Genomic DNA, 22,843 nt, shown 5'->3' on the forward strand with positions numbered 1-22,843 from the left:
CATTTAGTTAATGTGTTAACAGTTATAATTAAGATGTTAACTATCGTCAAGGGTGTAGACTGTCCACGGGGTGCTTGCAGGGTGAGCACCGCAGCATCAGGGCAATCACAATAAAAACGAGTAGCGTGCGATGAGCGACCGTCAACCCATCCCGAACATCAACATTGGCCAGGTGTACGACCAGCGCTACAGCGACGCCGAAGTCCATTACGACAAGCTGGCCAACCTGGCGGATTTCTTCGGGCGCAACATGCCCGTTCACCGGCATGACCGGTTCTTCCAGGTTCACTACGTAAAAAGCGGCACCGTGCGCGTGTACCTGGACGACCAGCAATACGTCGAGTCCGGGCCGATGTTCTTCCTCACGCCACCCACGGTGCCGCACTCGTTTGTGACCGAGGCCGACAGTGACGGGCATGTGCTGACGGTGCGTCAGCAACTGGTGTGGCAACTGATCGAAGCCGACGCCAGCCTGGCGCCGGCCGGTGTGCAATTGCCGGCCGCGTGTGTCGCACTGACGCAGTTGGCGCCGCAATACGCGGGCGATATCCGCCGCCTGGATTATCTGTTCGAGGAACTGCGCGAAGAGGTAAAAGCCCAGCGTTCCGGGCGCAGCGCAGCCCTGGACAGCCTGACGCGGTTGATCATGATCAGCCTGTTGCGGCTGTGTTCGAACTCGTTGAAAGCCACGCCCGCCCGTCACGAAGACTTGAAAATCTTCCACCGCTTCAACGAGCTGATCGAAGCGCACTACCAGCAACACTGGCCGTTGTCGCGCTATGCCCAGGGCATCGGCGTGACAGAGGCGCGGCTCAATGACGTGTGCCGGCGTATTGCTGACCTGCCGTCCAAGCGCCTGATCCTGGAGCGCCTGATGCAGGAAGCCAAGCGCCTGCTGCTGTTTACCGGCAGCTCGGCCAACGAGATCTGCTATCAGCTGGGGTTCAAGGACCCGGCCTATTTCAGTCGTTTTTTCCAGCGTTACGCCCAGCTCACTCCGGGGGAGTACCGCCAGCGCCAATCGGGATTGCGTTGAGCCAGGCATAAGGGAGGTCTTGTTGATCTTGTGCGGATCATCATGAGCATCGCCGCGGTGCAACAGAATGGCTTTTACGCCGAACCGATTGTACTTTTCACAGCCCCAGGCCGCTTGCAGCGGTTGGCCGGCGACACTAAGCTGCCGACTCGCCCATCCAATTGGTGCCGATATGGCCAACCCCAGACCTTCGCTGACCCTGACCCTGCTGCAAGCCCGTGAAGCCGCAATGGCGTTCTTCCGCCCGGCGCTGAACAAGCATGCACTGACCGAGCAACAGTGGCGGGTCATTCGGATCCTGCGCCAGCAGGGCGAACTCGAAAGCCATCAACTCGCCCAGCAGGCCTGCATCCTGAAACCGAGCATGACCGGAGTGTTGACGCGCCTGGAGCGCGACGGCCTGGTGCGCCGGCAGAAGTCCAGCCAGGATCAGCGCCGGGTGTTCGTGGGCCTCACCGAGCGCGGCCAGCAGTGTTTCGTCTCCATGAGCGAGGGCATGGAAAGCAACTACCAGAAAATCGAAGCGCAGTTTGGCGCGGAGAAAATGCAGCAGCTGCTGGACTTGCTCAATGAGCTGAAAAACATCAAGCCTTGAAGGTGAAAAAAATCATTAACAGGTGAACGTGTTTGCCCGAGGCTGGCATCGCGTGCGCACATCCTCACTATCCATTTTCGGCACACATGCACGCGCTGCCCCGGGTTCGGAATGGAACTTGCGTGCGATACGACCTGTAAGCCTTGCAACTGAAAAAGGTTAGGTCAATGAACAATAATAATGTGCAGATGCCTGCGGCCTCGGTGGTGCTTCCACCGGCTTTACCCCTCCAGCGTTTCCTGACCAGCGACATCGACGAGCACGCTCGTAACATGGGCGGCTGGCAGGTTCGCTACGATCAGTTGTCACCCGGCTCCTTTGCCGGTGAGTTGCTGGAGTTCCGCTCGGACTGGATGCAACTGGTGCGCGACCGCTCTAATCAGGCCATGGTCAAGAGTGGTGTGGCCTGGAAAGGTGCGATCACCTTCAGCATTCCCTTGAGTGCCGACGGCCCGGTGTATTGCTCGGGGCATCCGATCCACGAGCCCAGCCTGTTGGTGGCCCACGGTGAAAACCTGCCCGAGCTGCACACTCCACAGCACCTGGACCTGCTCGGCGTGGCCATCGAAGAGCACGCCCTGGAACATGTGCTGGAGTGCCAGGGCATTCAGTTTCGAATTACCGATCTTCCCAGGTGTTACCGTTTGGGTGATTCATCCGTGCAACGTGACCTCGCGGCGTTGTTCGACGAGCTGGCGGGCTGTGATGCCGTGCTCGGGCATGACTCGATCCGCCGCGGCATCCGCGATGCGGTGATGCTGCATATGCTGGAGTTGATCGCCCCGGACCAGGCGCCACCCCTCAACCCCACGGCGCGCAAAAGGATGGTCGATCGCGCCCGCGAATATGCGTTGAGTCACCTCGACGAGCCGCTGTCGATCCTCGACCTGTGCAACCACATCGGCGCCAGCCGGCGCAAACTCCAGTACTGTTTTCAGGAGACCCTGGGCATCAACCCGGTGGCCTATCTGCGGGCACTGCGCCTCAATGCGGTGCGCCGCGAACTGCGAACCAGCACCCAAGCCCACGGCGTACAGGAAGTCGCAGCGCGCTGGGGCTTCTGGCATTTGAGCCGGTTCGCAAGCGATTACCGCACCATGTTCGGCGAAAGCCCTTCCCAGACCCTGCGTCGCACGCAACTCTGCTGAAAACGGATAACCGCCGCACTCTGCGCGTTACTAGGATGGCCCACACCACTTGATGGGAGGGGCATTCGATGATTCACCACAATAATGCAAGCGCCACACGCATGACGCTGTTCACCCTGGGGCTGCTGGGTTGCTGCGCCAGTGTCCAGGCCACCGAGAACGGTGCGCCGACCACCGCTGTCGGCGTTTACGATTTCGGCGCGGGGATGATGCCGCCGGCCACGCCGTTCGGGACCGTAGGGCTGCGCACGGCGTTTTACTCGGCCAATGTGCAGAAGGACCGTAACGGTCGCTCCGTCGACAACCACTTCTCACTGGATGTGTTGTCCATCGGCGTCGCCTACATGCGCATGACCGATCACACGGTGCTGGGCGCCAACTATGGTTTCGGCGTGGTGGTACCGTTCTTCAAGATGGACGCTTCCGTCAAGGTACCGACCCCGGCCGGCCCGCTGAGCCTGGAGGCCGATCCGTTTCGAATGGCCGACATGCAGTTTCTGCCGGTGATCCTGCAATGGAATCTGTCGCCGAACCTGTTTATCAACACGCAACTGCAGATCCAGGCGCCCACCGGTGACTACGACAAGAATCGTTTGATTTCCCCAGGGCTCAATCACTGGACGTTCTCGCCGATCGTCAACGCCACCTACATCACCGACAGTGGCTTCGAGGTTTCCTCAAGCTTTGAGGTGGACGTCAATACTCGCAACCCCGCGACCGACTACAAGAACGGTGTCGAATACCGCCACGAATTTGCCGTGGGCCAGCATGTAGGGCCGTGGACCCTGGGCCTGGGCGGTTACTACTACCGTCAGTTCAGCGATGACGACGCGCCGGGGCTGCAATCGGGCAACCGGGCGCGGGTGCTGGCTGTCGGGCCGGCCGTGAGTTACTTCAAGCCCGGTCTGCCGCCCATTTGGCTGCACGCCTACAAGGAAACCGATGCCCGCAACCGTGCCGAGGGTTACACCGTGGCACTGCGCATTTCTCAAAGTTTCTAAGGGGCTGGCCATGAACTCATCACATTCCGATTCCCCCTCGCCGCGGCAAGCCACCGGGCGCCGTGAAGGGCTGGTGCTGATGCTGGGCAGCAGCCTGACCATCATGGGCGCGGCCATGGTCGCGCCGATCCTGCCCAAGCTGGGCGCCGAGTTCGGTGCGCTGGAACCGCGCGCCGACCTGCTGGTGCCCTTGGCGGTCACCGGGCCGGCACTTGCGATTGCGCTGTGCGCGCCCCTGGCCGGCTGGTTGGCCGACCGGGTCGGGCGCAAGGCGTTGCTGGTGATCGCCACGCTGTTGTATGCCGTGCTCGGGGCCATCCCGGCGCTGCTGGATAACTTGCCCGCCATCGTCGGTGTACGCCTGCTGTTCGGCGCGGCGGAGGCGGCGGTGATGACCTGTTGCGCGACGCTGATTGCCGACTATTGGCACGGCGAGGAACGGCTGCGCTACATCAATCGGCAAGTGGTCACCATCGGTTTGGTCGGCTCGCTGTTCTATGTCGTGGGCGGCGCGTTGGGCGAACACTCCTGGCGCCTGCCATTCCTGCTGTACCTGCTGCCACTGCTGTTGGTGCCGATGATGATCAAGGTGCTGTGGGAACCCGCAGCCGCCCGCCAGCCCGTCGAGGTGGCTGAACAGGGCAGGGTGGCCGTGCTGCCGTTGGTGCTCGGTTATCTGCTGATCCTCAGTGGGATGGTGCTGAGTTTTATCGTGCCGATCCAGGCGCCGGTTTTACTCGTCAGCCTCGGCGTTACTTCAAGCACGATGATCGGGCTCTCGGCGGGAGGCAGTCTGCTGGCGACCCTGGGCGGTTCGTTAGCCTGGCCGCTGCTGCGCCGGCGCATCGGTATCCCCGGTTGCAATGCGCTGTTGCTGAGCCTGCTGGGCTTGGGGTTGTGGCTGCTGATGCGCGCACCGAGCTACAGCATGGTGCTGGTGGCCGTGCTGATCCATGGCCTGGGCGCCGGGCTGCTGGTGCCCAACGCGATGGCGCCGGTGATGAATGCCCTGAGCGCGAAAACCCGCGGGCGCGGCTTGGGTGGGTTCACGGCGTTTCTGTATTTCGGTCAATTTGTCAGCCCGCTGGTGGTGGCCGTGCTCAGCGTTTACTCGGGTGACGTGCGTCGTTCAATCCTGTGGCTGGCCTGCGCCAGTTTTGCCTCGGCCCTGGCCTGGGCACTGGCAGGCCTGCAAGCACGGCGCAAAGCGTTGACCCAGGCATTCGGATCAAGTCATTCGTAATCAAGAGGAGATAAGCATGGACATCCACAACCTGCTGGACAGCGAAGACGCCACCGGTTTGGCCGAATGGGTCAGGCGCGGTGAGGTGCAGCCCGGCGAGCTGCTGGAAGCGGTGATCGAGCGTATCGAACGGGTCGAACCGCAGCTGAATGCGGTGGCCGAGCGGCTTTACGATTCGGCCCGCCAGTCGGTACGCGCGTCGCGCCCCGGTCACGGTGTGTTTGCCGGGGTACCGACCTTGATCAAGGACCTGTTTTCGCCGGTCAACGGCGCGGCGATGACCAATGGCTCGCAGGCGTTGGGAGGCGCTCGCGCTGACGTTGAAGCCGAACACGTAAGCCGTATCCGCCGTGCCGGGTGCGTGATTGTCGGTACCAGCACCTCACCCGAATTCGGCACCTCGTATTCCACCGAGTCCAACCGCTTTGGCGCCACGCGTAACCCCTGGAATATCGGCCACAGTGCCGGCGGTTCCAGCGGCGGCGCGGCAGCCTTGGTGGCGGCGCGCGTCGTACCGTTTGCCCATGGCAACGATGGCGGCGGTTCCTTGCGTGTGCCGGCGTCCTGCTGTGGGGTGTTCGGCCTCAAGCCCAGCCGTGGGCTGTTGCCTTCCGGGCCGATGATCGGCGAGGGCTGGGCCGGCATGGGCAGCCCCCATGCGATTACCTTGTCGGTACGTGACAGCGCTGCGCTGCTGGATGCCACGGCCGGGATCGACCTGGGCGCACCTTATGCAGCGCCGCTGCAGGCGCAGCCCTATGTCACCGCGCTGCAGCAGGACCCTCGGCCGCTGCGGATCGCCCTGGTCGAGCAGCTCGGGCCTTGGCCGACCTCCGGCGAAAGTGTGCAAGCCGTACGCCAGGCCGCCAGGTTGTGCGAATCCCTGGGCCACCGCGTTGAACCGGTCAGCTTGCCGGTGGCGCTGCCGGCGTTTCTCGATCAGGTCTTCACCATCATCGGTGCAAGCACGCGTCACTATGTCGATGTGTTGGGGCAGATGCGCGGTTCCGCCGTGCAGCCCGAGGAGCTGGAAGCCCGCACCCGCATTATCTTGCGCTGCAAAGGGGCTGTCAGCGGTGCGCAGTACGCCGGTGCCGTGGAATGGATTCATGCCTTGGGCCGGCAGTTGGCGGTGTTCATGCAGGATTACGACCTGATCCTCACGCCGACCCTGGCCCGCGAGCCGGTGCCGATCGGGGAGCTGGACCTGCAAGACGACCGCTTGAGCCTGGAGGAACTGATCGAACGCTTCCACAGCTACTCGCCATTCACGGCGCTGTTCAATGCCAGCGGGCAACCGGCAATGTCGGTGCCGTTGCACTGGAGCGCTGCCGGCCTGCCGATGGGCGCCCACTTCGCCGCTCGCTTTGGCGAAGAAAGTACCCTGCTGGCCCTTGCGGGGCAACTGGAGCGGGCCCAGCCCTGGCGCGGCCGGGTTCCGCCGGTCAATGCCTGTCGGTTGTGAGCCTCTGAGCGCTTCTGCATCGGGCGGGTGGAACGACCTGCCTGATGCAAAACGCCTTCTGGTCACTCAGCCGCGAATCGCTGCCTTTTTATCCGGTACATATCACCGTCCGCATGGCTGAGCAGGGTGTCGGCATCCTCTCCGTCCTGGGGATAAACCGCCACGCCGATGCTGCAGGACGGCATCTTCATCCCACCAAACTCGGGCCCCAGCGGCTCGGCCATGGCCGCGAGTATCTGCACCACCCTGACAGAAATAGCCTCCCGCGACGGGATGTCGGTCAACAGCACCGTGAACTCATCACCGCCCATCCGCGCCACCAGGTCGCTGTCGAGTACGCAGCGTTCCAGGCGTCGGGCAATCGCACACAGCACGCGATCGCCCATGGCATGGCCATGCACATCGTTGATGCCCTTGAAGTCATTGATGTCCAGGAACAGCAATGCCAGGCCGCGGTTGTGGGACTGGGCACTGTGCAGGGCCTGGTCCAGCCGATCATTGAACAGTGAGCGGTTGGTCAGGCCCGTCAGCGGATCATGGTGGGCAAGGAAGCGCAGTTCTTCTTCGGCCTGGGTGAGCGCCGTCACGTCCCGTGCGACGCCGATGCGCGCGCCCACCTCTTTGGACCAGAAGGCCGCCCACAGGATGTGCACCACACTGCCATCCTTGCGTAGATAGCGGTTGCGAAAGTCGACATGGGAGTGGCCATTCATGACCCGCACAATCGAGGCTCGGGTGCGCGCCAGGTCTTCCGGGTGCATGTAGTGGGTGATCAGGGTGCCGACCAGTTCGTCGGCCCGGTAGCCGAGCAGGGCCTCGCAGCCATCGCTGACGAAGACAATCTGGCTGTCGCCGTCGACGACAAATACCGTATCCAGCATCAGGTGGATCAGTTTCGGGTACAGCGCTTGCAGGTCAACGGGCATGGGGTATCGGGCGTCCGGTTCATATCGGTCGATCATAGCCCGATCATGAGCAGGGGCGTCGAGCAATCCTGCACATTTTTAGTCCGCTCGGCAGCCGCTGAGAGCGGCTTGGCAGAGGCTTTTCGCTTAGGGGGTGGCGCTGGGAGCCACAGGGAGGGTTGTCGTACAACCGAATGCGCTATGATGCGCGTTCCTCCGCCAACCGAGATACCCGTTCTTGATGGACAACCCGAACGTCCAGCCCACCGTTCGCCGCCGGCACCGCAGCCTGGCCGAAGAACTGGTCACCGAGCTTTCCCGGCGCATCTGTTCCGGTGAGCTGCCGCGTGCCACCAAGCTGCCCACCGAATCCGAAGTGATGGCCGAACATGGGGTGAGCCGCACGGTGGTGCGCGAGGCCATTTCGCGCCTGCAGGCCTCGGGCCTGGTGGAAACCCGGCACGGCGTCGGCACCTTTGTGAAGGATATCCCGAGCCCCAGCGGGTTTCGCATCGACCCGGACAGCATCGTGACCTTGCAGGATGTGCTGGCCGTGCTGGAATTGCGCATCAGCCTGGAGGTGGAGGCTGCCGGCCTGGCGTGCGTGGGGCGGACCGACGAGCAATTGCAGGTGATGCGCGACTCGCTGGATGCGCTCAACTCACGGGCGGTGAGTGCCGACTACGCGGTGTCGGCAGACTTTCAGTTCCATCAGCAGATCGCGCTGGCCACGGGCAATCGCTATTTCACCGACATCATGTTGCACCTGGGGCTCAACATCCTGCCGCGTACACGCCTGCACTCCAAACGCCTGGCCAACGATAACAAGGAGCCCTTCCTGGAGCGCTTGAGTCGTGAGCATGAGGACATCTACAAAGCCATCCTGCGCCGTGACGCCGATGCGGCTCGGGCGGCGATGCGCCTGCACCTGTCCAACAGCCGCGAGCGCATGCGCCGGGCCTATGAAGCTGCCGCCGCCGAGTTGTCGAACGGCCCGGCCGCGGTGAACGCGCCGCCCTGAAGCCGGCTGCCCGGTTCATCGGCCGGCGCTGGCGATTGCTGCTCGACCTTGGCGCGAAACGCTTCCGAACTGTCCTTGGGCGCAAAGCCCAGGTGCTCGGTGTGCCGGGTGCTCCACCAGCGATCCCGATTGGCCGAGACGCCATACACCACACTGTGTCCCACATCCTTGGCCAGCAGGGCGCGCGCCACCAGATGGTCCAGGTCGGCGTAACTCAGCCAGGTCGACAGCATCCGCCGGTTGCGCGGCTCGGGGAACGACGAGCCGATGCGCAAGCTCACGGTTTCAATCCCATAGCGGTGAAAGTAGAACGCCGCCAGGTCTTCGCCGTAGGCCTTGGAGAGCGCGTAGTAGCCATCCGGACGGCGTGGTGAGTGCACGTCCAGTTCAACGTCCTGGGGATAGAAGCCGGTGACGTGGTTGGAGCTGGCAAACACAATCCGCTTGACCCCCTGCTGTCGCGCCGCCTCATAAATGTGGAATGTGCCGCGAATATTGGCGTCGAGAATCTCCTCGAATGGCCGCTCCACGGAAATCCCGCCCAGGTGAACGATGGCGTCGACGCCGGTGACCAACGCCGCAACGGCAGCCTTGTCGGCCAGGTTGCAGGTGATCACTTCGTCACGCTCACCACGGCTGGGGCCATGGGGCTGATGTCCGAAGCGCGGACGATGTCGGCATGGGCCTGCAAGGTGTTCCGCAGGATTTGCCCCAGGCCGCCGGCGGCGCCGGTGAGCAAGATGCGCGTGAAGGGTTTGGGGGGTGTGGTCATGGTCAGGTCTTCCATTGAACGCTGGATGCAGGTGGCTTGCCTGTCGAGCGATGCGCACTCGCCAGGCAAGTCGTGGGGGCTTTACATGAAGTTGTACTGGATGCCCAGGCGCCACCGCGCCTGGCGGTCTTCGGACGTGGCGTTGACCTTCACATCACCAATCTCCATGAACGGGGCCCATTCCTTGGTGAGCTTGTATTTGACGATCAGGTTCTGTTCGTAATCGCTTTTCTTGTTGTCGTAGCGGATGTAGTCAGTCTTGAAGTAGATGAACTGATATTCGTACGCCCACTTACTGGCCGGCGTGTAGCCGAGCCAGCCCTCGAAACGATGGGTGGTCTGGTCATCCTTGATGTGGTCGGGCAAGTCCTCGTCGACCTGGTCGCGGTCCAGCTTCTTGGCGTCCAGGCGATAGCGCGTGGCGGCGTAGAAGGCGTCGTTGATCTTGTAGTTGTACTTGAGGCCGAACTTGTAGGTGGTCGAGTCTTTCGAGCTGTCCATCTGGAACGCCGGGGTCAACGTCGATTGCGCGCTGAGTTTGTAGTTGTAGCTCACGGTGAACTCGTGCCCGTTGTTGACCATGTTGTCGTAGGCGACGTCTTCACGGTCGCCGGCGGTGCGGTATTTCATTTCCGCTTCAAATCCCAGGCCACTGTCCAGGCGGTAGTTGAGCTTGATTCGGTCAGCGTGGGCGCTGTCCTCCTCGGTGAACTGGTGGCGGTAGTTGATGCTGGCAGAGTCAGCGCTGACATACAGCGGCAGGCCGAGGGTCAGGGCAGTAACGAGCGTGCGTAGGGTGGTGTTCATACGGTCTTCTTTTTTGTTTTTGTTAGGGTCGTTTGACGGTTGCTACGGCAGTGGGTTGTTGCGTATGGCTCTCATCTAAGGTGCAGATATACGTTATCGTACGACAAGATGACTCGTCTACGGGTTATCGGTGGTTTTGAAACATCTTGAAATATATGTGCCCAGTGAATAGGGCTTTAAAGCAATCCAGGTTATTCCTTGGTTGTCTTTAAAAATAAGGGTTTTGTCGGGATTTACTGAAAATACATGCAGGAGAGGGGCGGGTTATTGGGTCTTTTCAAGTGTTGTACGATGACCTATGATCGGTCGCAACAGACGACACTCCCGTCACAAATCCAATAAGAAGGCTTACGACGTCCATGAGAATCACAGCAGTCAACGTCCAGGTGTTTTCCTACCCGACCCGCCGCGCAGTGGACAGTGCCGGCCATGCGCACCCCGGTGATGTCACCCAGGCGCAGATGGCTTTGCTGCGCATCCAGACCGAAGACGGCCAGGAGGGTTATGCCTTCGGCGCCCCTGAACTGATCCGCCCGTATGTACTGGATGGTTTCGTGCGCAAAGTGCTGGTGGGGCAGAACGCTTTCGATCGCGAAAAGATCTGGCACGACCTCGCGCACTGGCAGCGCGGCAGTGCCAGCCAGTTGACCGACCGCGCCCTGGCGCTGGTGGAGCAGGCCCTGTGGGATTGGGCCGGGCGCAAACTGGGTGTGCCGGTGCACAAGTTGATTGGCGGTTTCCGCGACAAGGTGCCGGCCTACGGCTCCACCATGTGTGGCGACGAACTGCCCGGAGGCCTGGCGACCCCGGAAGACTACGGGCGTTTTGCCGAGACCCTGGTGCAGCGCGGCTACAAGGCTATCAAGCTGCACACCTGGATGCCGCCGGTGTCCTTCGCCCCGAGCCCGCGCATCGACGTCCAGGCTTGTGCGGCGGTACGCGAAGCGGTTGGCCCGGACATCGCCCTGATGCTCGACGGTTATCACTGGTACAGCCGCACCGAAGCGCTGTACATCGGGCGTGAGCTGGAGAAGCTCGACTTCGCCTGGTTCGAAGAGCCGATGATGGAAGAGTCCGCCGAGTCCTATGCCTGGCTGGCGGGGCAATTGGACATTCCGGTGCTGGGCCCGGAAACCCTGTCCGGCAAACACCTGAGCCGCGCCAGTTGGGTCAAGCACGATGTGTGCGATATCTTGCGCGCCGGTGTGGCGGGCGTCGGCGGCATTGCGCCGTGCCTGAAGGTTGCGCACCTGGCTGAATCCTTCGGCATGGATTGCGAGATTCATGGCAACGGTGCGGCCAACCTTGCCGTGGTCGGCGCGATCAAGAACTGCACCTGGTATGAGCGTGGCCTGTTGCACCCGTACCTGGATTACGACGAAGTACCGGCCTACCTCAAGCGTCTGGTAGACCCGATGGACAGCGACGGTTTTGTGCACCTGTCCGACTTGCCGGGCCTGGGTGAAGACATCGATTTCAACTTCATCGAGACCAATACGCTTAAAAGCTTCTGACGTGTACAGGGTCAGCCCGGCATCCGTCGGGCTGATCAAGAGCCCTATAAATATAAAAAAGGCACTCTTGTTATGAGCATTTTCCCTTCGCTGTGGGCGCGGGTATTCGTCGCCGCCCTGGCCGTTACCGCTGTACCTGCAAGCTTTGCCAAAACGCCGGCTGATCAGTTGATTGTCGGCATGAGCATGATCAACCTGCTGTCCCTTGACCCGGCGGCGGCCACCGGCCTGGACGTGTCGGAGATCAACGCCAATCTCTATGACATGTTGCTGGTGCAGGACGTTGCCCAGCCGGATCGCCTGGTGCCGGCGCTGGCCGAGCGCTGGCAGGTCAGTGATGACCGCAAGACCCTGACCTTCAAGCTGCGCACCGGCGTGAAGTTCCAGTCCGGCAATGACCTGAGTGCCGAAGACGTTGCCTGGTCGTTGCAGCGCGTGCTCAAGCTCAACCTCGCACTGGCCTCCACCTGGAAGGCCTACGGCTTTACCGCCGAGAACGTCGAGCGCTACATGCGTGCCACGGATGCCTCGACCTTTGTGATCGAGCTGCCCCGGCCCACCGACCCGCTGCTGGTGCTCAACACCCTGGCGACCTCGCCGAGCGCCTTTGTCCTCGATCGCAAGAAAGTCCTCGAACACCAGAAGAACAACGACATGGGCGCCGCCTGGCTGGTGACTCACGCCGCCGGCAGCGGTGCGTTCGTGCTCAATGACTGGCGCGCCAACGACGTGATCCTGATGAGCCGTTTCGACGGGTACTGGGGCGGCCCGGCCAAGCTCAAGCGCATCGTCATGCGCAACATGACCGAGTCGCAGTCGTTGCGCCTGATGATCGAGCGCGGCGACCTGGACATCGCCAAAGGCATGTCTGCGCCGGACATCGAAGCCCTGCAGAAAAGCGCCAAGGTCCGCACCCAGACCTTGCAGCGCGGCACCCTGTACTACGTCGCCCTGAGTGTGAAGCAGCCGATGTTCGCCGACGCGCGCGTGCGCAAGGCCGTGCGTGCGCTGATCGATTACCAGGGCATCAACCAGACCGTCATGCCCCATTACGGCGTGATCAACCAACGGCCGCTGCCCCTGGGCCTGGCCGCGCGCCTGCCGGATCCCGGCTACACGCTCAACGTCGAGCAGGCCAAGGCCTGGCTGGCCGAGGCCGGTTACCCGAACGGTTTCAAGACCACCATTCGCGTGCTCGCCGAACCGCCGTTTATCAACATTGCCTCCAACCTGCAGTCGACCCTGGCCCAGGCCGGTATCGACGCCAGCATCATCACCGGCACGGGCAACCAGATCTACGGCGCAATGCGTGAGCGCAGCTTCGACATCATCGTCGGCCGCGGCGGTGGCGGGGCGGAACGGCATCCGCACTCCAGCCTGCGTACGCTGGTGTACAACCCGGATAACCGCGATGAGGCCAAGCTCACCAATTTCCAGGGCTGGCGCACATCCTTCTACAGCCCTGAGCTGAACCAGCTGATCGAGCGCGCGGAAGTCGAGCCTGACACAGGCAAGCAACTGGCCCAGTACCGCGACATTCAGGAGCAGGTCGACCGGCAGGTCGGGGCCATTTTGCCGGTCTCGCAAATGACCGACACCGTGGTGGTGTACGAAGACGTGGCCGACTTCCAGGGCCATACCGCCGCGACCACGCGCTACAAAGACGTCTACAAGAAGCGCTGACCGATTATCAGGAGCTCACTATGTTTGTTATGACTGCCTCTGTCATGGGCGCTCGCGCGTCCAACACGGCCCGGCGTGCGGGTACGGTGCTGGTGACCTTGCTCGGCCTGCTGGCCCTGACGTTCATCATCGGCCGGGTCATGCCGCTCGACCCCGTGCTGGCGGTCGTCGGGCCGGATGCCGACAGTTCCACCTACGATCAGGTGTACCGGTCGATGGGCCTGGACAAGCCGATCTGGACCCAATTCGGTCTTTACCTCAATGACCTGCTCCACGGTGACTTCGGCAATGCGCTGTTGACCGGCCACCCGGTACTGGACGACATCCTGCGGGTATTCCCCGCGACGATCGAACTGGCCACCCTGGCGATCCTGTTCGGCGTGCTGATCGGTTTGCCCCTGGGCGTCTGTGCCGCCAGCAACCAGGGGCGGCTCGGCGATCACGTGGCGCGGGTGATCACCTTGTTCGGCTACTCCACGCCGATTTTCTGGCTGGGCATGATGGGGTTGCTGGTGTTCTACGCCTGGCTCGGCTGGGCCGGTGGAGCGGGGCGCATCGACCTGGCCTATGACGGCATGGTGCCCGAGGTCACCGGCCTGCTGCTGATCGACTCGACCCTGGCACGTGACTGGGAGGCCTTTGCCAGCGCCCTGCGCCACATCGTGTTGCCGGCGCTGATCCTGGGTCTGAACTCGGTGGCGTATATCAGCCGCATGACCCGCAGCTTCATGCTCGAGCAGCTGTCCCAGGAGTACATCATCACCGCGCGGGTCAAGGGTCTTTCCCGTCGCCAGGTGGTGTGGGGGCATGCGTTTCGCAACATCCTCGTGCAGTTGCTGACGGTGGTTGCGCTGGCCTACGGCTCGTTGCTGGAGGGCGCGGTGCTGATCGAAACCGTGTTTGCCTGGCCGGGGTTCGGCCAGTACCTGACCAGCAGCCTGATGCTCGGCGACATGAACGCGGTGATGGGCTGCGTGTTGGTGATCGGCTTGATTTTCGTTGCGCTCAACCTGATCAGCGACGCCTTGTACAAGGTGTTCGACCCCCGTACCCGTTAACGCACTGCGCCGTACCGATAAAACTATAAAAAGAAGGAATTTTGCATGAAGACGGTATTTTCAACACTGCACCTTGGCCTGTTAACGGCGATGCTCGCCCTTGGGCCGATGACAACGGCCAGCGCCAAGACCCCCGCCGATCAATTGATCGTCGGCATGAGCATGGTCAACCTGTTCTCCATCGACCCGGCCAATGCGCCTGGCCTGGATGCCTCCGGCGTCAACGCCAACCTCTACGACACGCTGATCAAGCGCGACCGGGGCAACCCGGAAAAACACCTGCCGCAATTGGCCGAACGCTGGGACATCAGCGAAGACGGCAAGCAGGTGACCTTTCACCTGCGCCAGGATGTGAAATTCCATTCGGGCAACCCGCTGACCGCCGAGGACGTGGCGTGGTCGCTGTACCGGGTGATGAAGCTCAATTTCGGCCTGGCCACCACCTGGAAGGCCTACGGCTACAGCGTCGAGAATATCCAATCGCTGATCCGCGCCACGGACGCCCACACCCTGGTCATCGACCTGCCGCAGACCATGGACCCGCTGCTGCTGGTGGACTCCCTGGCGATCTCGCCGAGCGCTGTGGTAGTGGACCGCAAGACGGCCCTGGCCCATGAGAAAAACGGCGACCTCGGCGCCGGCTGGCTGGTGACCAACGAGGCCGGCAGTGGCCCCTTCGTGCTGACCAAGTGGAGCGCCAACGATTCGCTGCTGCTGACCCGTTTCGACGGCTACTGGGGCGGCGCGGCCAAGCTCAAGCGCGTGGTGGTGCGGCATATGACCGAATCCCAATCCTTGCGCCTGATGCTCGAACGCGGCGACCTCGACCTGGCCTACGGCATGGCGGCACCGGACATTCGCGCCATCGACGGCTCGGACAAGATCCAGGTGCAGTCATTGCCGCGCGGCACCATGTACTACGTGGCGATGAGCATGAAGCAACCCGAGTTTGCCAAGACTCAGGTGCGTGAAGCCGTGCGCAACCTGATCGACTACAAGGGTCTGGATGAACAGGTGATGCCGTATTACGGCAAGCTCAATCAGCAGCCGATGCAGTTGGGGCTGGAAGCGCGCTTGCCGGATCCGGGTTATCACATGGACGTGGCCAAGGCGAAAAAGCTGCTGGCCGAGGCGGGTTACCCCGACGGTTTCAACACCACCATTCGTACATTGTCGGAGCCGCCGTTCATTGACATCGCCGCGCGCCTGCAAGCGACCCTGGCCGAAGGCGGGATCAAGGCCAGCATCGTCACCGGCACCGGCAACCAGGTCTACGGCGCCATGCGCGCGCGCAATTTCGAGATCATCGTGGCTCGTGGCGCCGAGCGCTATCCCCATCCGTATTTCAGCCTGCGCACCTTCGCCTACAACCCCGACAACAGCGATGACGCCGGCTTGCCGAACTTCCAGGGCTGGCGCGCTTCATTCTTCAATCCGCAGCTCAACAGCCTGATCGACCAGGCGGGCGTGACGCGCGATTCGGCACAGCGGGTCAGCCTGTATCACCAGGCGCAGACGCTCTATGACCAGCAGGTGGGGCCGATCCTGATGATCTCGCAGATGACCGACACCGTGGTCAGCGCGGCCGACGTCAAGGGTTTCAGTGGTGACGATGCCGAGGCCACCCGCTACCTGGGTGTCTACAAGCAGCGTTGAGTGGGGCTGCGGCCCTTCAGAATTCACACAGAGAAGATGCTTATGAATGCCAATCTGTCTTCCATCGACACGGCGGCGAAGCGGCCGGTGGATCGCTCGCCGGGCTCCAGCTTCGATGCCTTCTGCAAGAGCGGCCTGCGGGTGCTGCGTCACCTGTTGCGCAACCCCATGACCCTGGCGGGCCTGCTGGTTGCGTTGCTATTGGTGGTGGTCGCGGCCTTTGCGCCATGGATCGCCACCCATGACCCGGTCGCGCAAAACCTTGCCACAGCCTTGCAGGCGCCGGGTTCGGCGCACTGGTTCGGCACCGACGAATACGGTCGGGATATTTTCAGTCGGCTGGTCTATGGCTCGCGGATCACGCTGTACATCATTGCCCTGGTAACCGTGATCGTCGGTCCCATCGGGCTGTTTATCGGCACCGTCTCGGGCTACTTCGGCGGGGCGGTCGACACCGTGTTCATGCGCCTGACCGATATCTTTATTTCCTTTCCCAGCCTGGTCCTGGCGCTGGCCTTTATCGCCGCCCTGGGCCCTGGCCTGGAGCATGCGGTGGTGGCGATTGCCCTGACCTCATGGCCACCGATTGCGCGGCTCGCGCGGGCTGAAACCCTGTCCCTGCGCAACGCCGACTTTGTCGTCGCCGTGGAACTGCAAGGCGCGTCGCCGGCGCGGATTATCCTGCGCCATATCGTGCCGATGTGCCTGTCCTCGGTGATCATCCGCCTGACCATGAACATGGCCGGGATCATCCTCACCGCCGCCGCGTTGGGCTTCCTCGGCCTGGGTGCCCAGGCGCCGTTGCCGGAGTGGGGTGCGATGATTTCCACCGGGCGCCGCTACATGCTCGAGTGCTGGTGGCTGGTGGCGGTTCCCGGGGCGGCGATCATGTTGGTCAGCCTGGCCTTCAACCTGTTGGGCGATGGCCTGCGGGACATCCTTGATCCGCGCAGCGAATAATCGGAGAACACCTTATGTCTGCCATCAAGCTGAATGTCGAAGGGCTGAATGTGCGCTTCGTCAGTGGCCAGAAAGAAACCCACGCCGTGCGCGATGTGTCCTTTACCTTGGGTCGGGAGAAACTGGCGATTGTCGGTGAGTCCGGCTCAGGCAAGTCCACCGTCGGGCGCAGCCTGCTCAAGCTGCATCCGCCCAGCGCCAGAATCACCGCCAAGGCCATGGCGTTTGGCGAGGTCGACCTGCTCTCGGCCAGTGAAAAGGCGATGCAGAAGATTCGCGGCCAGCGCATCTCGATGATCATGCAAGACCCCAAGTACTCGCTGAACCCGGTGGTCAAGGTGGGCGACCAGATTGCCGAAGCCTACCTGGCCCACCACAAGGCCAGTCGCAGTGATGCGCGCGAGCGAGTCATGCAGATGCTCGAGCAGGTGCATATCCGCGATCCGAAGCGGGTCTACAACCTGTACCCCCACGAGGTGTCCGGCGGTATGGGCCAGCGCATCATGATCGCGATGATGGTGATCACCCGCCCGGAAGTGATCATTGCCGATGAGCCTACGTCGGCGCTGGATGTCTCGGTGCGCCAGCAAGTGCTCAACGTGCTGGAAGAACTGGTCGACCAGCAGCAGATGGGGCTGATTTTTGTCAGTCACGACCTCAACCTGGTGCGCAACTACTGTGACCGCGTGCTGGTGATGTACGCCGGGCGCGTGGTCGAATCCCTGGCTGCCTGCGACCTGCAATACGCCGAGCATCCCTACACCCGTGGCCTGCTGGCCGCGCTGCCGAGCATGGATAACCGTCGCGTGCACCTGCCGGTGCTCAAGCGCGATCCACTCTGGCTGACTCAATAAGGAACCTGACCATGCCCATGATCCAAGCGCACGCCTTGAACCTGAGTTTCGGCACCGGCGCTGCCATCAACCAGGTGCTGCACGATGTGAGCCTGAGTGTCGCCGACGGCGAATCGTTCGGCCTGGTGGGGGAGTCCGGCTCGGGCAAGACCACCGTGCTGCGCTGCCTGGCCGGGCAATACCGGCATTGGAATGGCGAGCTGAGCATCGCCGGCGCGCCGTTGCAGCACAAGATTCCCAAGGAGCACTTTCGCAAAGTGCAGATGGTCTTCCAGGACCCCTACGGCTCCCTGCACCCCAGGCACACCATCGACACCGCCCTGCGCGAACCGCTGATTATTCACGGGGTAGGGGACAAGGACGACCGGATCAAGGAGATCCTGCTCAAGGTCGGCCTCAACGACAGCTTCCGCTTTCGCTATCCCCATCAGTTGTCCGGTGGGCAGCGCCAACGGGTGGCGATTGCGCGCGCGTTGATCCTTGAGCCCCGCGTGCTGTTGCTGGATGAACCGACCTCGGCCCTGGATGTGTCGGTCCAGGCCGAGATCCTCAACTTGCTGGCGGACCTGCGCCAGCGCGAGAAACTCACCTATCTGCTGGTCACCCATGACCTGGGGGTGGTCACTCACTTGTGCGACCGGGTGGCGGTGATGCAGCACGGCCGGATCGTCGAATTGCTCGACTGCCAGGCCTTGAGCCAGGACCAGGCCGTGCACGACTACACGCGCATGCTGGTGCAGGCCAGCCGTGACTTCAGCCAGGAGTCTGAACGACGGCGGGTCGGTTGATTTCTTTAGTCGTCGTATGACTATGCTTGATTGGTAATACGCTAATTACTATGAAATGCGATTAATGTGCTGTTTTTATTGAATTAAATCTAAAGGTGCGAACAAAGGCACTTAGGACTAGCTAACAATCATTTGTAGTTGTACGATGACGTACCTCTTAAGGTATCCCTTTATTTTTTGATTTGAGGTTTGCGAACATGACGCCACAAGAACTAAAAACAGTCCTGTCTTCCGGCTTGCTCTCGTTCCCGGTTACCGACTTTGACGAGGCCGGTGACTTCCGTGCCGACACCTATGCCCGCCGCCTGGAATGGCTGGCCCCCTACGGCGCCAGCGCGTTGTTCGCAGCCGGGGGCACCGGGGAATTCTTCTCCCTGGAAGCCAAGGAATACACGCAGATCATCAAGACTGCCGTGGACACCTGCAAAGGCCAGGTGCCTATCCTCGCCGGGGCAGGGGGCCCGACTCGTCAGGCCATCGCTTACGCCCAGGAGGCCGAGCGCCTCGGTGCCGCCGGTATTCTGCTGATGCCTCACTACCTCACCGAAGCCAGCCAGAAAGGCCTGGTGGCCCACGTTGAGCAGGTGTGCAATTCGGTGGATTTCGGCGTGGTGGTGTACAACCGCAACCTGTGCCGTCTCAATGCCGACAGCCTCGAGCAACTGGCCGAGCGCTGCCCGAACCTGATCGGTTTCAAGGACGGCATCGGTGAAGTCGAATCCATGGTGTCGATCCGTCGTCGCCTCGGCGATCGCCTGACCTACCTCGGCGGGCTGCCGACCGCCGAAGTCTATGCCGCGGCCTACAAGGCCCTGGGCGTGCCGGTGTATTCCTCGGCGGTGTTCAACTTCATCCCGAAAACCGCGATGGATTTCTACCGTGCCGTGGCCGCCGACGACCACGCCACCGTGGGCCGCTTGATCGATGATTTCTTCCTGCCGTACCTGGCGATCCGCAACCGCTGCGAAGGCTATGGCGTGAGTATCGTCAAGGCCGGTGCACGCCTGGTCGGCCACGACGCCGGCCCGGTGCGCGCGCCGTTGACCGACTTGCTGCCTGAAGAAGTGGAGCAGTTGGACGTGCTGATCAGGGCGTTGGGCGCCCAGTAAGCTGTCAGTCTGCGGCGCCCTGTGTGGCGCCGCTGTCCTTTCATCAACCTGAGGTTTGACCATGCCCCACTGCATCATCGATTGCCCGGCGGCCTTGGCCCAGCGCATCGGCGAACACACCCTGCTGGCCACCGTACACGATGCCCTCGACAGCTTCGGCGTATTCAAGCCCGGCGACATCAAGGTGCGGCTCAACGGCTTCACCCATTACCGTTGTGGCAGTACTCAAGATGACTTCGTGCACGTCGCCCTGTACCTGTTCGCCGGGCGCACTGCCGAACAGCAACGCAGCCTGGCTTCGGCGACGCTGGGTGCCCTGATTGAACTGCTGCCGCAGGTCGATGCGCTGTCCATGGACGTACGCGAAATGCCCCGCGAGACCTTCGTCAATCGCAGCCAATACCTCGAAGAATCCGGGCGGCAGAGGTAGCGCCCCTCGGTGTGAACACCGGCAAAAACAAGGAGAACAACATGCCGTATCAACCCTCGAAAAACATCTCGGTGAGTTGCGCACTGGCCCTGATGGCCGTTGGATGCAGCCCGCTGTCATGGGCGCTGCAAGCCCCGTCAAACCTGCAGGTACCGACGCTGGCCTTCGATGACCGGCAAATCATCCTGGTATGGGAAAAACCTGCCGAGCATGCCGGCATCAAGGATTACCGGGTCTACGCCAACGGCACGCTGCTGGGCAGCGCCAATGCCAATAATGACCAGGTGTCACCGGCCAAACCCTATATCGACCAGTTTTATCGGCAAGACACCGCCAACTTCCACCATCGCATCGGCATTCACAGCTTCACCGCCCAAGACCTGAAGCCCGACACGGCGTACCGTTTCACCGTGCGTTCGGTGGACGGCAACGGCAAGGAGTCCGCCGACAGCGCCCCGGTGCTGCAACGCACCACCCCGGTTGCGGCGGTATTTGACGTGAAAAAATACGGCGCCAAAGGCGACGGCAGTCACCTCGATACCCAGGCGATCCAGAACGCCATCGATGCCTGCACCGTCGGTTGCAAAGTCTTGCTGCCTGAAGGCACCTACAAAAGCGGCGCGCTCTACCTCAAGAGCAACATGACCCTGGAGATCGCCGAAGGCGCGACCCTGCTCGGCTCCGAGCGCGCCGAAGATTACCCGCTGGCCGGCTACATCCAGTACCCGTATTCCACCACCGTGCGCCCGGCCTCGCTGATCAACGCGTTGCCCCGTGATCCACGCCAGCATCAGTCATTCGAAAACATCCGCATCGTCGGCAAGGGCACCCTCGACGGCAATGGCTGGAAGCGCAACGCCGATGTCGTCGACGAGCGTGGCCAGGCACTGCCGTTCTACCTGCCCAGCGACAATACCCGCTATGCCCGGGACGGCATCCTCGCCAAGGCGCAGGTGGAACAGGCCGTGGCGCGCGGCATGAACGTCAAGGACGCCTACGGGCAGATGCGCTCCTCGCTGATTACCATGCGCAATGTGAAGAACGTCTTCTACGGCGGCTTCACCGTGGTGAACCCGGCGTTCCACGGCATCATGAACCTGGAGACCGAAAACGTGGTGCTGGCCAACACCACCCACACGACCTACGACGCCAACAACGGCGACGGCATCGAGTTCGCCAACAGCAAGGGCGCGATGGTGTTCAACAACTTCTTCGACACCGGCGATGACTGCGTGAATTTTGCGGCCGGCACCGGTGCCGACGCCGTGCACCAGCCGCCGCAGGAAGACGCGTGGATCTTCAACAACTACTTCCGCAAGGGCCATGGCATGGTGGTCGCCGGCAGCCACACCGGCGCCTGGATCCAGAACATCCTGGCCGAAGACAACGTGTCGGACGGCACCGATGCCGGGCTGCGTATGAAAAGCACCAACTTCATGGGCGGCGGCGCGCGCAACGTCACATTCCGCGACTCGGCGATCCGCAACACCGTCAAGCAAGCGTTCATTTTTACCCTCGACTACAACGACCCCAACGCCAAGCTCGACTATCAGCGCTCAACCATCGCGGGGCAGTTCAAGGACATCCGGGTGAGCGACGTGAGCGTCGAGAATGCCCAGGGGGCGGCGATCGAGGTCAAGGGTGATGCAGCGCACAACGCCTACCATCAGGGCCTGGTGTTCGAGCGCGTGCGCTTTCGCGGCGCGGCCAAGGCGCGTATCGATGGACTGAAAGACTCACGCTTCGACCACGTGGTCTTCAGCCAGACCGGCGCTGCCAACCCATGGCAAGTCAGCGATAGCCAAGGGCTGGTGTTCAAGGATGTGGAGCCGGCACCGTAAGCGCAAACGTTATGGCGAATGGACCCTTGTAGTGAGCGGGCTTGCCCCGCGCTGGGCTGCGCAGCAGCCCCAAAACACAGCCCCGGAACTGTCTGGCACACTGCAGCGTTCTTATTGGGGCTGCTACGCAGCCCAGCGCGGGGCAAGCCCGCTCACCACAGTTACGGTGTTCGCTCTTAACTACCCCTGGGTGATAGCCAAGGGCTGGTGTTCCAGGATGTGGAGCCGGCACCGTAAGCGCAAACGTTATGGCGAATGGACCCTTGTAGTGAGCGGGCTTGCCCCGCGCTGGGCTGCGCAGCAGCCCCAAAACACAGCCCGGAACTGTCTGGCACACTGCGGCGTTCTTATTGGGGCTGCTACGCAGCCCAGCGCGGGGCAAGCCCGCTCACCACAGGTACGGTGTTCGCTCTTAACTACCCCTGGGGAATCTATTGCGTCCTGCGTTAATAGACCTGCGGCACGATGATAGCCAAGGGCTGGTGTTCAAGGATGTGGAGCCGGCACCGTAAGCGCAAACGTTATGGCGAATGGACCCTTGTAGTGAGCGGGCTTGCCCCGCGCTGGGCTGCGCAGCAGCCCCAAAACACAGCCCGGAACTGTCTGGCACACTGCGGCGTTCTTATTGGGGCTGCTACGCAGCCCAGCGCGGGGCAAGCCCGCTCACCACAGGTACGGTGTTCGCTCTTAACTACCCCTGGGGAATCTATTGCGTCCTGCGTTAATAGACCTGCGGCACGATGATAGCCAAGGGCTGGTGTTCAAGGATGTGGAGCCGGCACCGTAAGCGCAAACGTTATGGCGAATGGACCCTTGTAGTGAGCGGGCTTGCCCCGCGCTGGGCTGCGCAGCAGCCCCAAAACACAGCCCCGGAACTGTCTGGCACACTGCGGCGTTCTTATTGGGGCTGCTACGCAGCCCAGCGCGGGGCAAGCCCGCTCACCACAAGTACGGTGT

Annotated in this window: 19 protein-coding genes and 1 pseudogene; 17 read left to right on the forward strand and 3 right to left on the reverse strand. The window is 62.1% G+C overall.

Annotated elements, in window-relative coordinates:
• The first annotated feature begins 130 nt into the window (after window positions 1-130).
• From hpaA to NIBR502773_RS26495, 6 genes are all read left to right on the forward strand, one after another.
• On the forward strand, window positions 131-1,036 hold the full coding sequence (hpaA, locus tag NIBR502773_RS26470; protein WP_027603496.1) for a 4-hydroxyphenylacetate catabolism regulatory protein HpaA: 906 nt from the start codon (window positions 131-133) through the stop codon (window positions 1,034-1,036).
• Between the two features lie 172 nt (window positions 1,037-1,208).
• Window positions 1,209-1,631, forward strand: coding sequence for a homoprotocatechuate degradation operon regulator HpaR (gene hpaR / locus NIBR502773_RS26475; RefSeq protein ID WP_027603497.1), 423 nt, complete (start codon window positions 1,209-1,211; stop codon window positions 1,629-1,631).
• 167 nt (window positions 1,632-1,798) lie between these two features.
• Complete coding sequence (locus NIBR502773_RS26480) at window positions 1,799-2,779, forward strand: helix-turn-helix domain-containing protein (RefSeq protein ID WP_065939661.1); 981 nt, start codon at window positions 1,799-1,801, stop codon at window positions 2,777-2,779.
• Between the two features lie 68 nt (window positions 2,780-2,847).
• Complete coding sequence (locus tag NIBR502773_RS26485; RefSeq protein ID WP_168209013.1) at window positions 2,848-3,780, forward strand: transporter; 933 nt, start codon at window positions 2,848-2,850, stop codon at window positions 3,778-3,780.
• Between the two features lie 10 nt (window positions 3,781-3,790).
• A complete protein-coding gene (locus tag NIBR502773_RS26490; protein WP_141157336.1) occupies window positions 3,791-5,023 on the forward strand; it encodes an MFS transporter in 1,233 nt (410 codons plus the stop codon).
• 16 nt (window positions 5,024-5,039) lie between these two features.
• Complete coding sequence (locus NIBR502773_RS26495; RefSeq protein ID WP_141157337.1) at window positions 5,040-6,488, forward strand: amidase; 1,449 nt, start codon at window positions 5,040-5,042, stop codon at window positions 6,486-6,488.
• Window positions 6,489-6,550: 62 nt separating this feature from the next.
• On the opposite strand, the gene NIBR502773_RS26500 is transcribed toward NIBR502773_RS26495, so the two are convergent.
• On the reverse strand, window positions 6,551-7,414 hold the full coding sequence (locus NIBR502773_RS26500; RefSeq protein ID WP_141157880.1) for a sensor domain-containing diguanylate cyclase: 864 nt from the start codon (window positions 7,412-7,414) through the stop codon (window positions 6,551-6,553).
• Window positions 7,415-7,634: 220 nt separating this feature from the next.
• Between NIBR502773_RS26500 and NIBR502773_RS26505 the strand changes: the two genes are divergently transcribed.
• Window positions 7,635-8,414, forward strand: coding sequence for a FadR/GntR family transcriptional regulator (locus tag NIBR502773_RS26505; protein ID WP_065939665.1), 780 nt, complete (start codon window positions 7,635-7,637; stop codon window positions 8,412-8,414).
• On the opposite strand, the pseudogene NIBR502773_RS26510 reads toward NIBR502773_RS26505, so the two are convergent.
• Both NIBR502773_RS26510 and NIBR502773_RS26515 read right to left on the reverse strand, forming a co-directional pair.
• Window positions 8,354-9,186: pseudogene (locus NIBR502773_RS26510) on the reverse strand (NAD-dependent epimerase/dehydratase family protein). The gene NIBR502773_RS26505 and the pseudogene NIBR502773_RS26510 sit on opposite strands and share 61 nt — an antisense overlap.
• Window positions 9,187-9,267: 81 nt before the next feature.
• Window positions 9,268-9,993 (reverse strand): oligogalacturonate-specific porin KdgM family protein, encoded by a 726-nt coding sequence (locus NIBR502773_RS26515; RefSeq protein ID WP_065939666.1) that lies wholly within the window; start codon window positions 9,991-9,993, stop codon window positions 9,268-9,270.
• 359 nt (window positions 9,994-10,352) lie between these two features.
• Here NIBR502773_RS26515 and NIBR502773_RS26520 point away from each other — a divergent pair, with 359 nt between their 5' ends.
• From NIBR502773_RS26520 to NIBR502773_RS26565, 10 genes are all read left to right on the forward strand, one after another.
• A complete protein-coding gene (locus tag NIBR502773_RS26520; protein WP_065923968.1) occupies window positions 10,353-11,507 on the forward strand; it encodes a mandelate racemase family protein in 1,155 nt (384 codons plus the stop codon).
• Between the two features lie 72 nt (window positions 11,508-11,579).
• Window positions 11,580-13,190 carry an ABC transporter substrate-binding protein gene (locus NIBR502773_RS26525; RefSeq protein WP_141157338.1) on the forward strand — a complete coding sequence of 537 codons (1,611 nt, stop codon included), beginning with the start codon at window positions 11,580-11,582 and terminating at the stop codon, window positions 13,188-13,190.
• A 20-nt stretch (window positions 13,191-13,210) separates the two neighbouring features.
• On the forward strand, window positions 13,211-14,248 hold the full coding sequence (locus tag NIBR502773_RS26530; protein ID WP_065923970.1) for an ABC transporter permease: 1,038 nt from the start codon (window positions 13,211-13,213) through the stop codon (window positions 14,246-14,248).
• 45 nt (window positions 14,249-14,293) lie between these two features.
• The gene (locus NIBR502773_RS26535; protein WP_141157339.1) at window positions 14,294-15,904 is read left to right on the forward strand and encodes an ABC transporter substrate-binding protein; all 1,611 of its coding nucleotides are present in this window, start codon (window positions 14,294-14,296) and stop codon (window positions 15,902-15,904) included.
• Between the two features lie 42 nt (window positions 15,905-15,946).
• Complete coding sequence (locus tag NIBR502773_RS26540; RefSeq protein WP_027603510.1) at window positions 15,947-16,864, forward strand: ABC transporter permease; 918 nt, start codon at window positions 15,947-15,949, stop codon at window positions 16,862-16,864.
• A 14-nt stretch (window positions 16,865-16,878) separates the two neighbouring features.
• Window positions 16,879-17,718: an ABC transporter ATP-binding protein gene (locus NIBR502773_RS26545; RefSeq protein WP_065923972.1), complete on the forward strand. Its 840-nt coding sequence runs from the start codon at window positions 16,879-16,881 to the stop codon at window positions 17,716-17,718.
• A gap of 11 nt (window positions 17,719-17,729) precedes the next feature.
• Entirely contained in the window at window positions 17,730-18,506 is a 777-nt protein-coding gene (locus NIBR502773_RS26550; RefSeq protein ID WP_141157340.1) for an ABC transporter ATP-binding protein, read from the forward strand.
• A 197-nt stretch (window positions 18,507-18,703) separates the two neighbouring features.
• Complete coding sequence (gene kdgD, locus NIBR502773_RS26555; RefSeq protein WP_141157341.1) at window positions 18,704-19,615, forward strand: 5-dehydro-4-deoxyglucarate dehydratase; 912 nt, start codon at window positions 18,704-18,706, stop codon at window positions 19,613-19,615.
• A 61-nt stretch (window positions 19,616-19,676) separates the two neighbouring features.
• Window positions 19,677-20,045 carry a 5-carboxymethyl-2-hydroxymuconate Delta-isomerase gene (locus NIBR502773_RS26560; protein WP_092488313.1) on the forward strand — a complete coding sequence of 123 codons (369 nt, stop codon included), beginning with the start codon at window positions 19,677-19,679 and terminating at the stop codon, window positions 20,043-20,045.
• Window positions 20,046-20,086: 41 nt separating this feature from the next.
• A complete protein-coding gene (locus tag NIBR502773_RS26565; RefSeq protein WP_141157342.1) occupies window positions 20,087-21,886 on the forward strand; it encodes a glycosyl hydrolase family 28 protein in 1,800 nt (599 codons plus the stop codon).
• Window positions 21,887-22,843 lie beyond the last annotated feature (957 nt).

It is taken from the genome of Pseudomonas sp. NIBRBAC000502773 (genome assembly GCF_006517195.1).
Classification (GTDB): domain Bacteria; phylum Pseudomonadota; class Gammaproteobacteria; order Pseudomonadales; family Pseudomonadaceae; genus Aquipseudomonas; species Aquipseudomonas marginalis.

Excerpts from the sequence above, each read along its gene's own strand:
- NIBR502773_RS26550 (WP_141157340.1), top strand. The coding sequence starts at position 17,730 with ATGCCCATGATCCAAGCGCACGCCTTGAACCTGAGTTTCGGCACCGGC.
- NIBR502773_RS26540 (WP_027603510.1), top strand. The coding sequence starts at position 15,947 with ATGAATGCCAATCTGTCTTCCATCGACACGGCGGCGAAGCGGCCGGTG.
- hpaR (WP_027603497.1), top strand. The coding sequence starts at position 1,209 with ATGGCCAACCCCAGACCTTCGCTGACCCTGACCCTGCTGCAAGCCCGT.
- NIBR502773_RS26500 (WP_141157880.1), bottom strand. The coding sequence starts at position 7,414 with ATGCCCGTTGACCTGCAAGCGCTGTACCCGAAACTGATCCACCTGATG.
- NIBR502773_RS26505 (WP_065939665.1), top strand. The coding sequence starts at position 7,635 with ATGGACAACCCGAACGTCCAGCCCACCGTTCGCCGCCGGCACCGCAGC.
- NIBR502773_RS26495 (WP_141157337.1), top strand. The coding sequence starts at position 5,040 with ATGGACATCCACAACCTGCTGGACAGCGAAGACGCCACCGGTTTGGCC.
- NIBR502773_RS26485 (WP_168209013.1), top strand. The coding sequence starts at position 2,848 with ATGATTCACCACAATAATGCAAGCGCCACACGCATGACGCTGTTCACC.
- NIBR502773_RS26560 (WP_092488313.1), top strand. The coding sequence starts at position 19,677 with ATGCCCCACTGCATCATCGATTGCCCGGCGGCCTTGGCCCAGCGCATC.
- NIBR502773_RS26515 (WP_065939666.1), bottom strand. The coding sequence starts at position 9,993 with ATGAACACCACCCTACGCACGCTCGTTACTGCCCTGACCCTCGGCCTG.
- NIBR502773_RS26565 (WP_141157342.1), top strand. The coding sequence starts at position 20,087 with ATGCCGTATCAACCCTCGAAAAACATCTCGGTGAGTTGCGCACTGGCC.
- NIBR502773_RS26490 (WP_141157336.1), top strand. The coding sequence starts at position 3,791 with ATGAACTCATCACATTCCGATTCCCCCTCGCCGCGGCAAGCCACCGGG.
- hpaA (WP_027603496.1), top strand. The coding sequence starts at position 131 with ATGAGCGACCGTCAACCCATCCCGAACATCAACATTGGCCAGGTGTAC.
- NIBR502773_RS26535 (WP_141157339.1), top strand. The coding sequence starts at position 14,294 with ATGAAGACGGTATTTTCAACACTGCACCTTGGCCTGTTAACGGCGATG.
- NIBR502773_RS26520 (WP_065923968.1), top strand. The coding sequence starts at position 10,353 with ATGAGAATCACAGCAGTCAACGTCCAGGTGTTTTCCTACCCGACCCGC.
- kdgD (WP_141157341.1), top strand. The coding sequence starts at position 18,704 with ATGACGCCACAAGAACTAAAAACAGTCCTGTCTTCCGGCTTGCTCTCG.
- NIBR502773_RS26530 (WP_065923970.1), top strand. The coding sequence starts at position 13,211 with ATGTTTGTTATGACTGCCTCTGTCATGGGCGCTCGCGCGTCCAACACG.
- NIBR502773_RS26525 (WP_141157338.1), top strand. The coding sequence starts at position 11,580 with ATGAGCATTTTCCCTTCGCTGTGGGCGCGGGTATTCGTCGCCGCCCTG.
- NIBR502773_RS26480 (WP_065939661.1), top strand. The coding sequence starts at position 1,799 with ATGAACAATAATAATGTGCAGATGCCTGCGGCCTCGGTGGTGCTTCCA.
- NIBR502773_RS26545 (WP_065923972.1), top strand. The coding sequence starts at position 16,879 with ATGTCTGCCATCAAGCTGAATGTCGAAGGGCTGAATGTGCGCTTCGTC.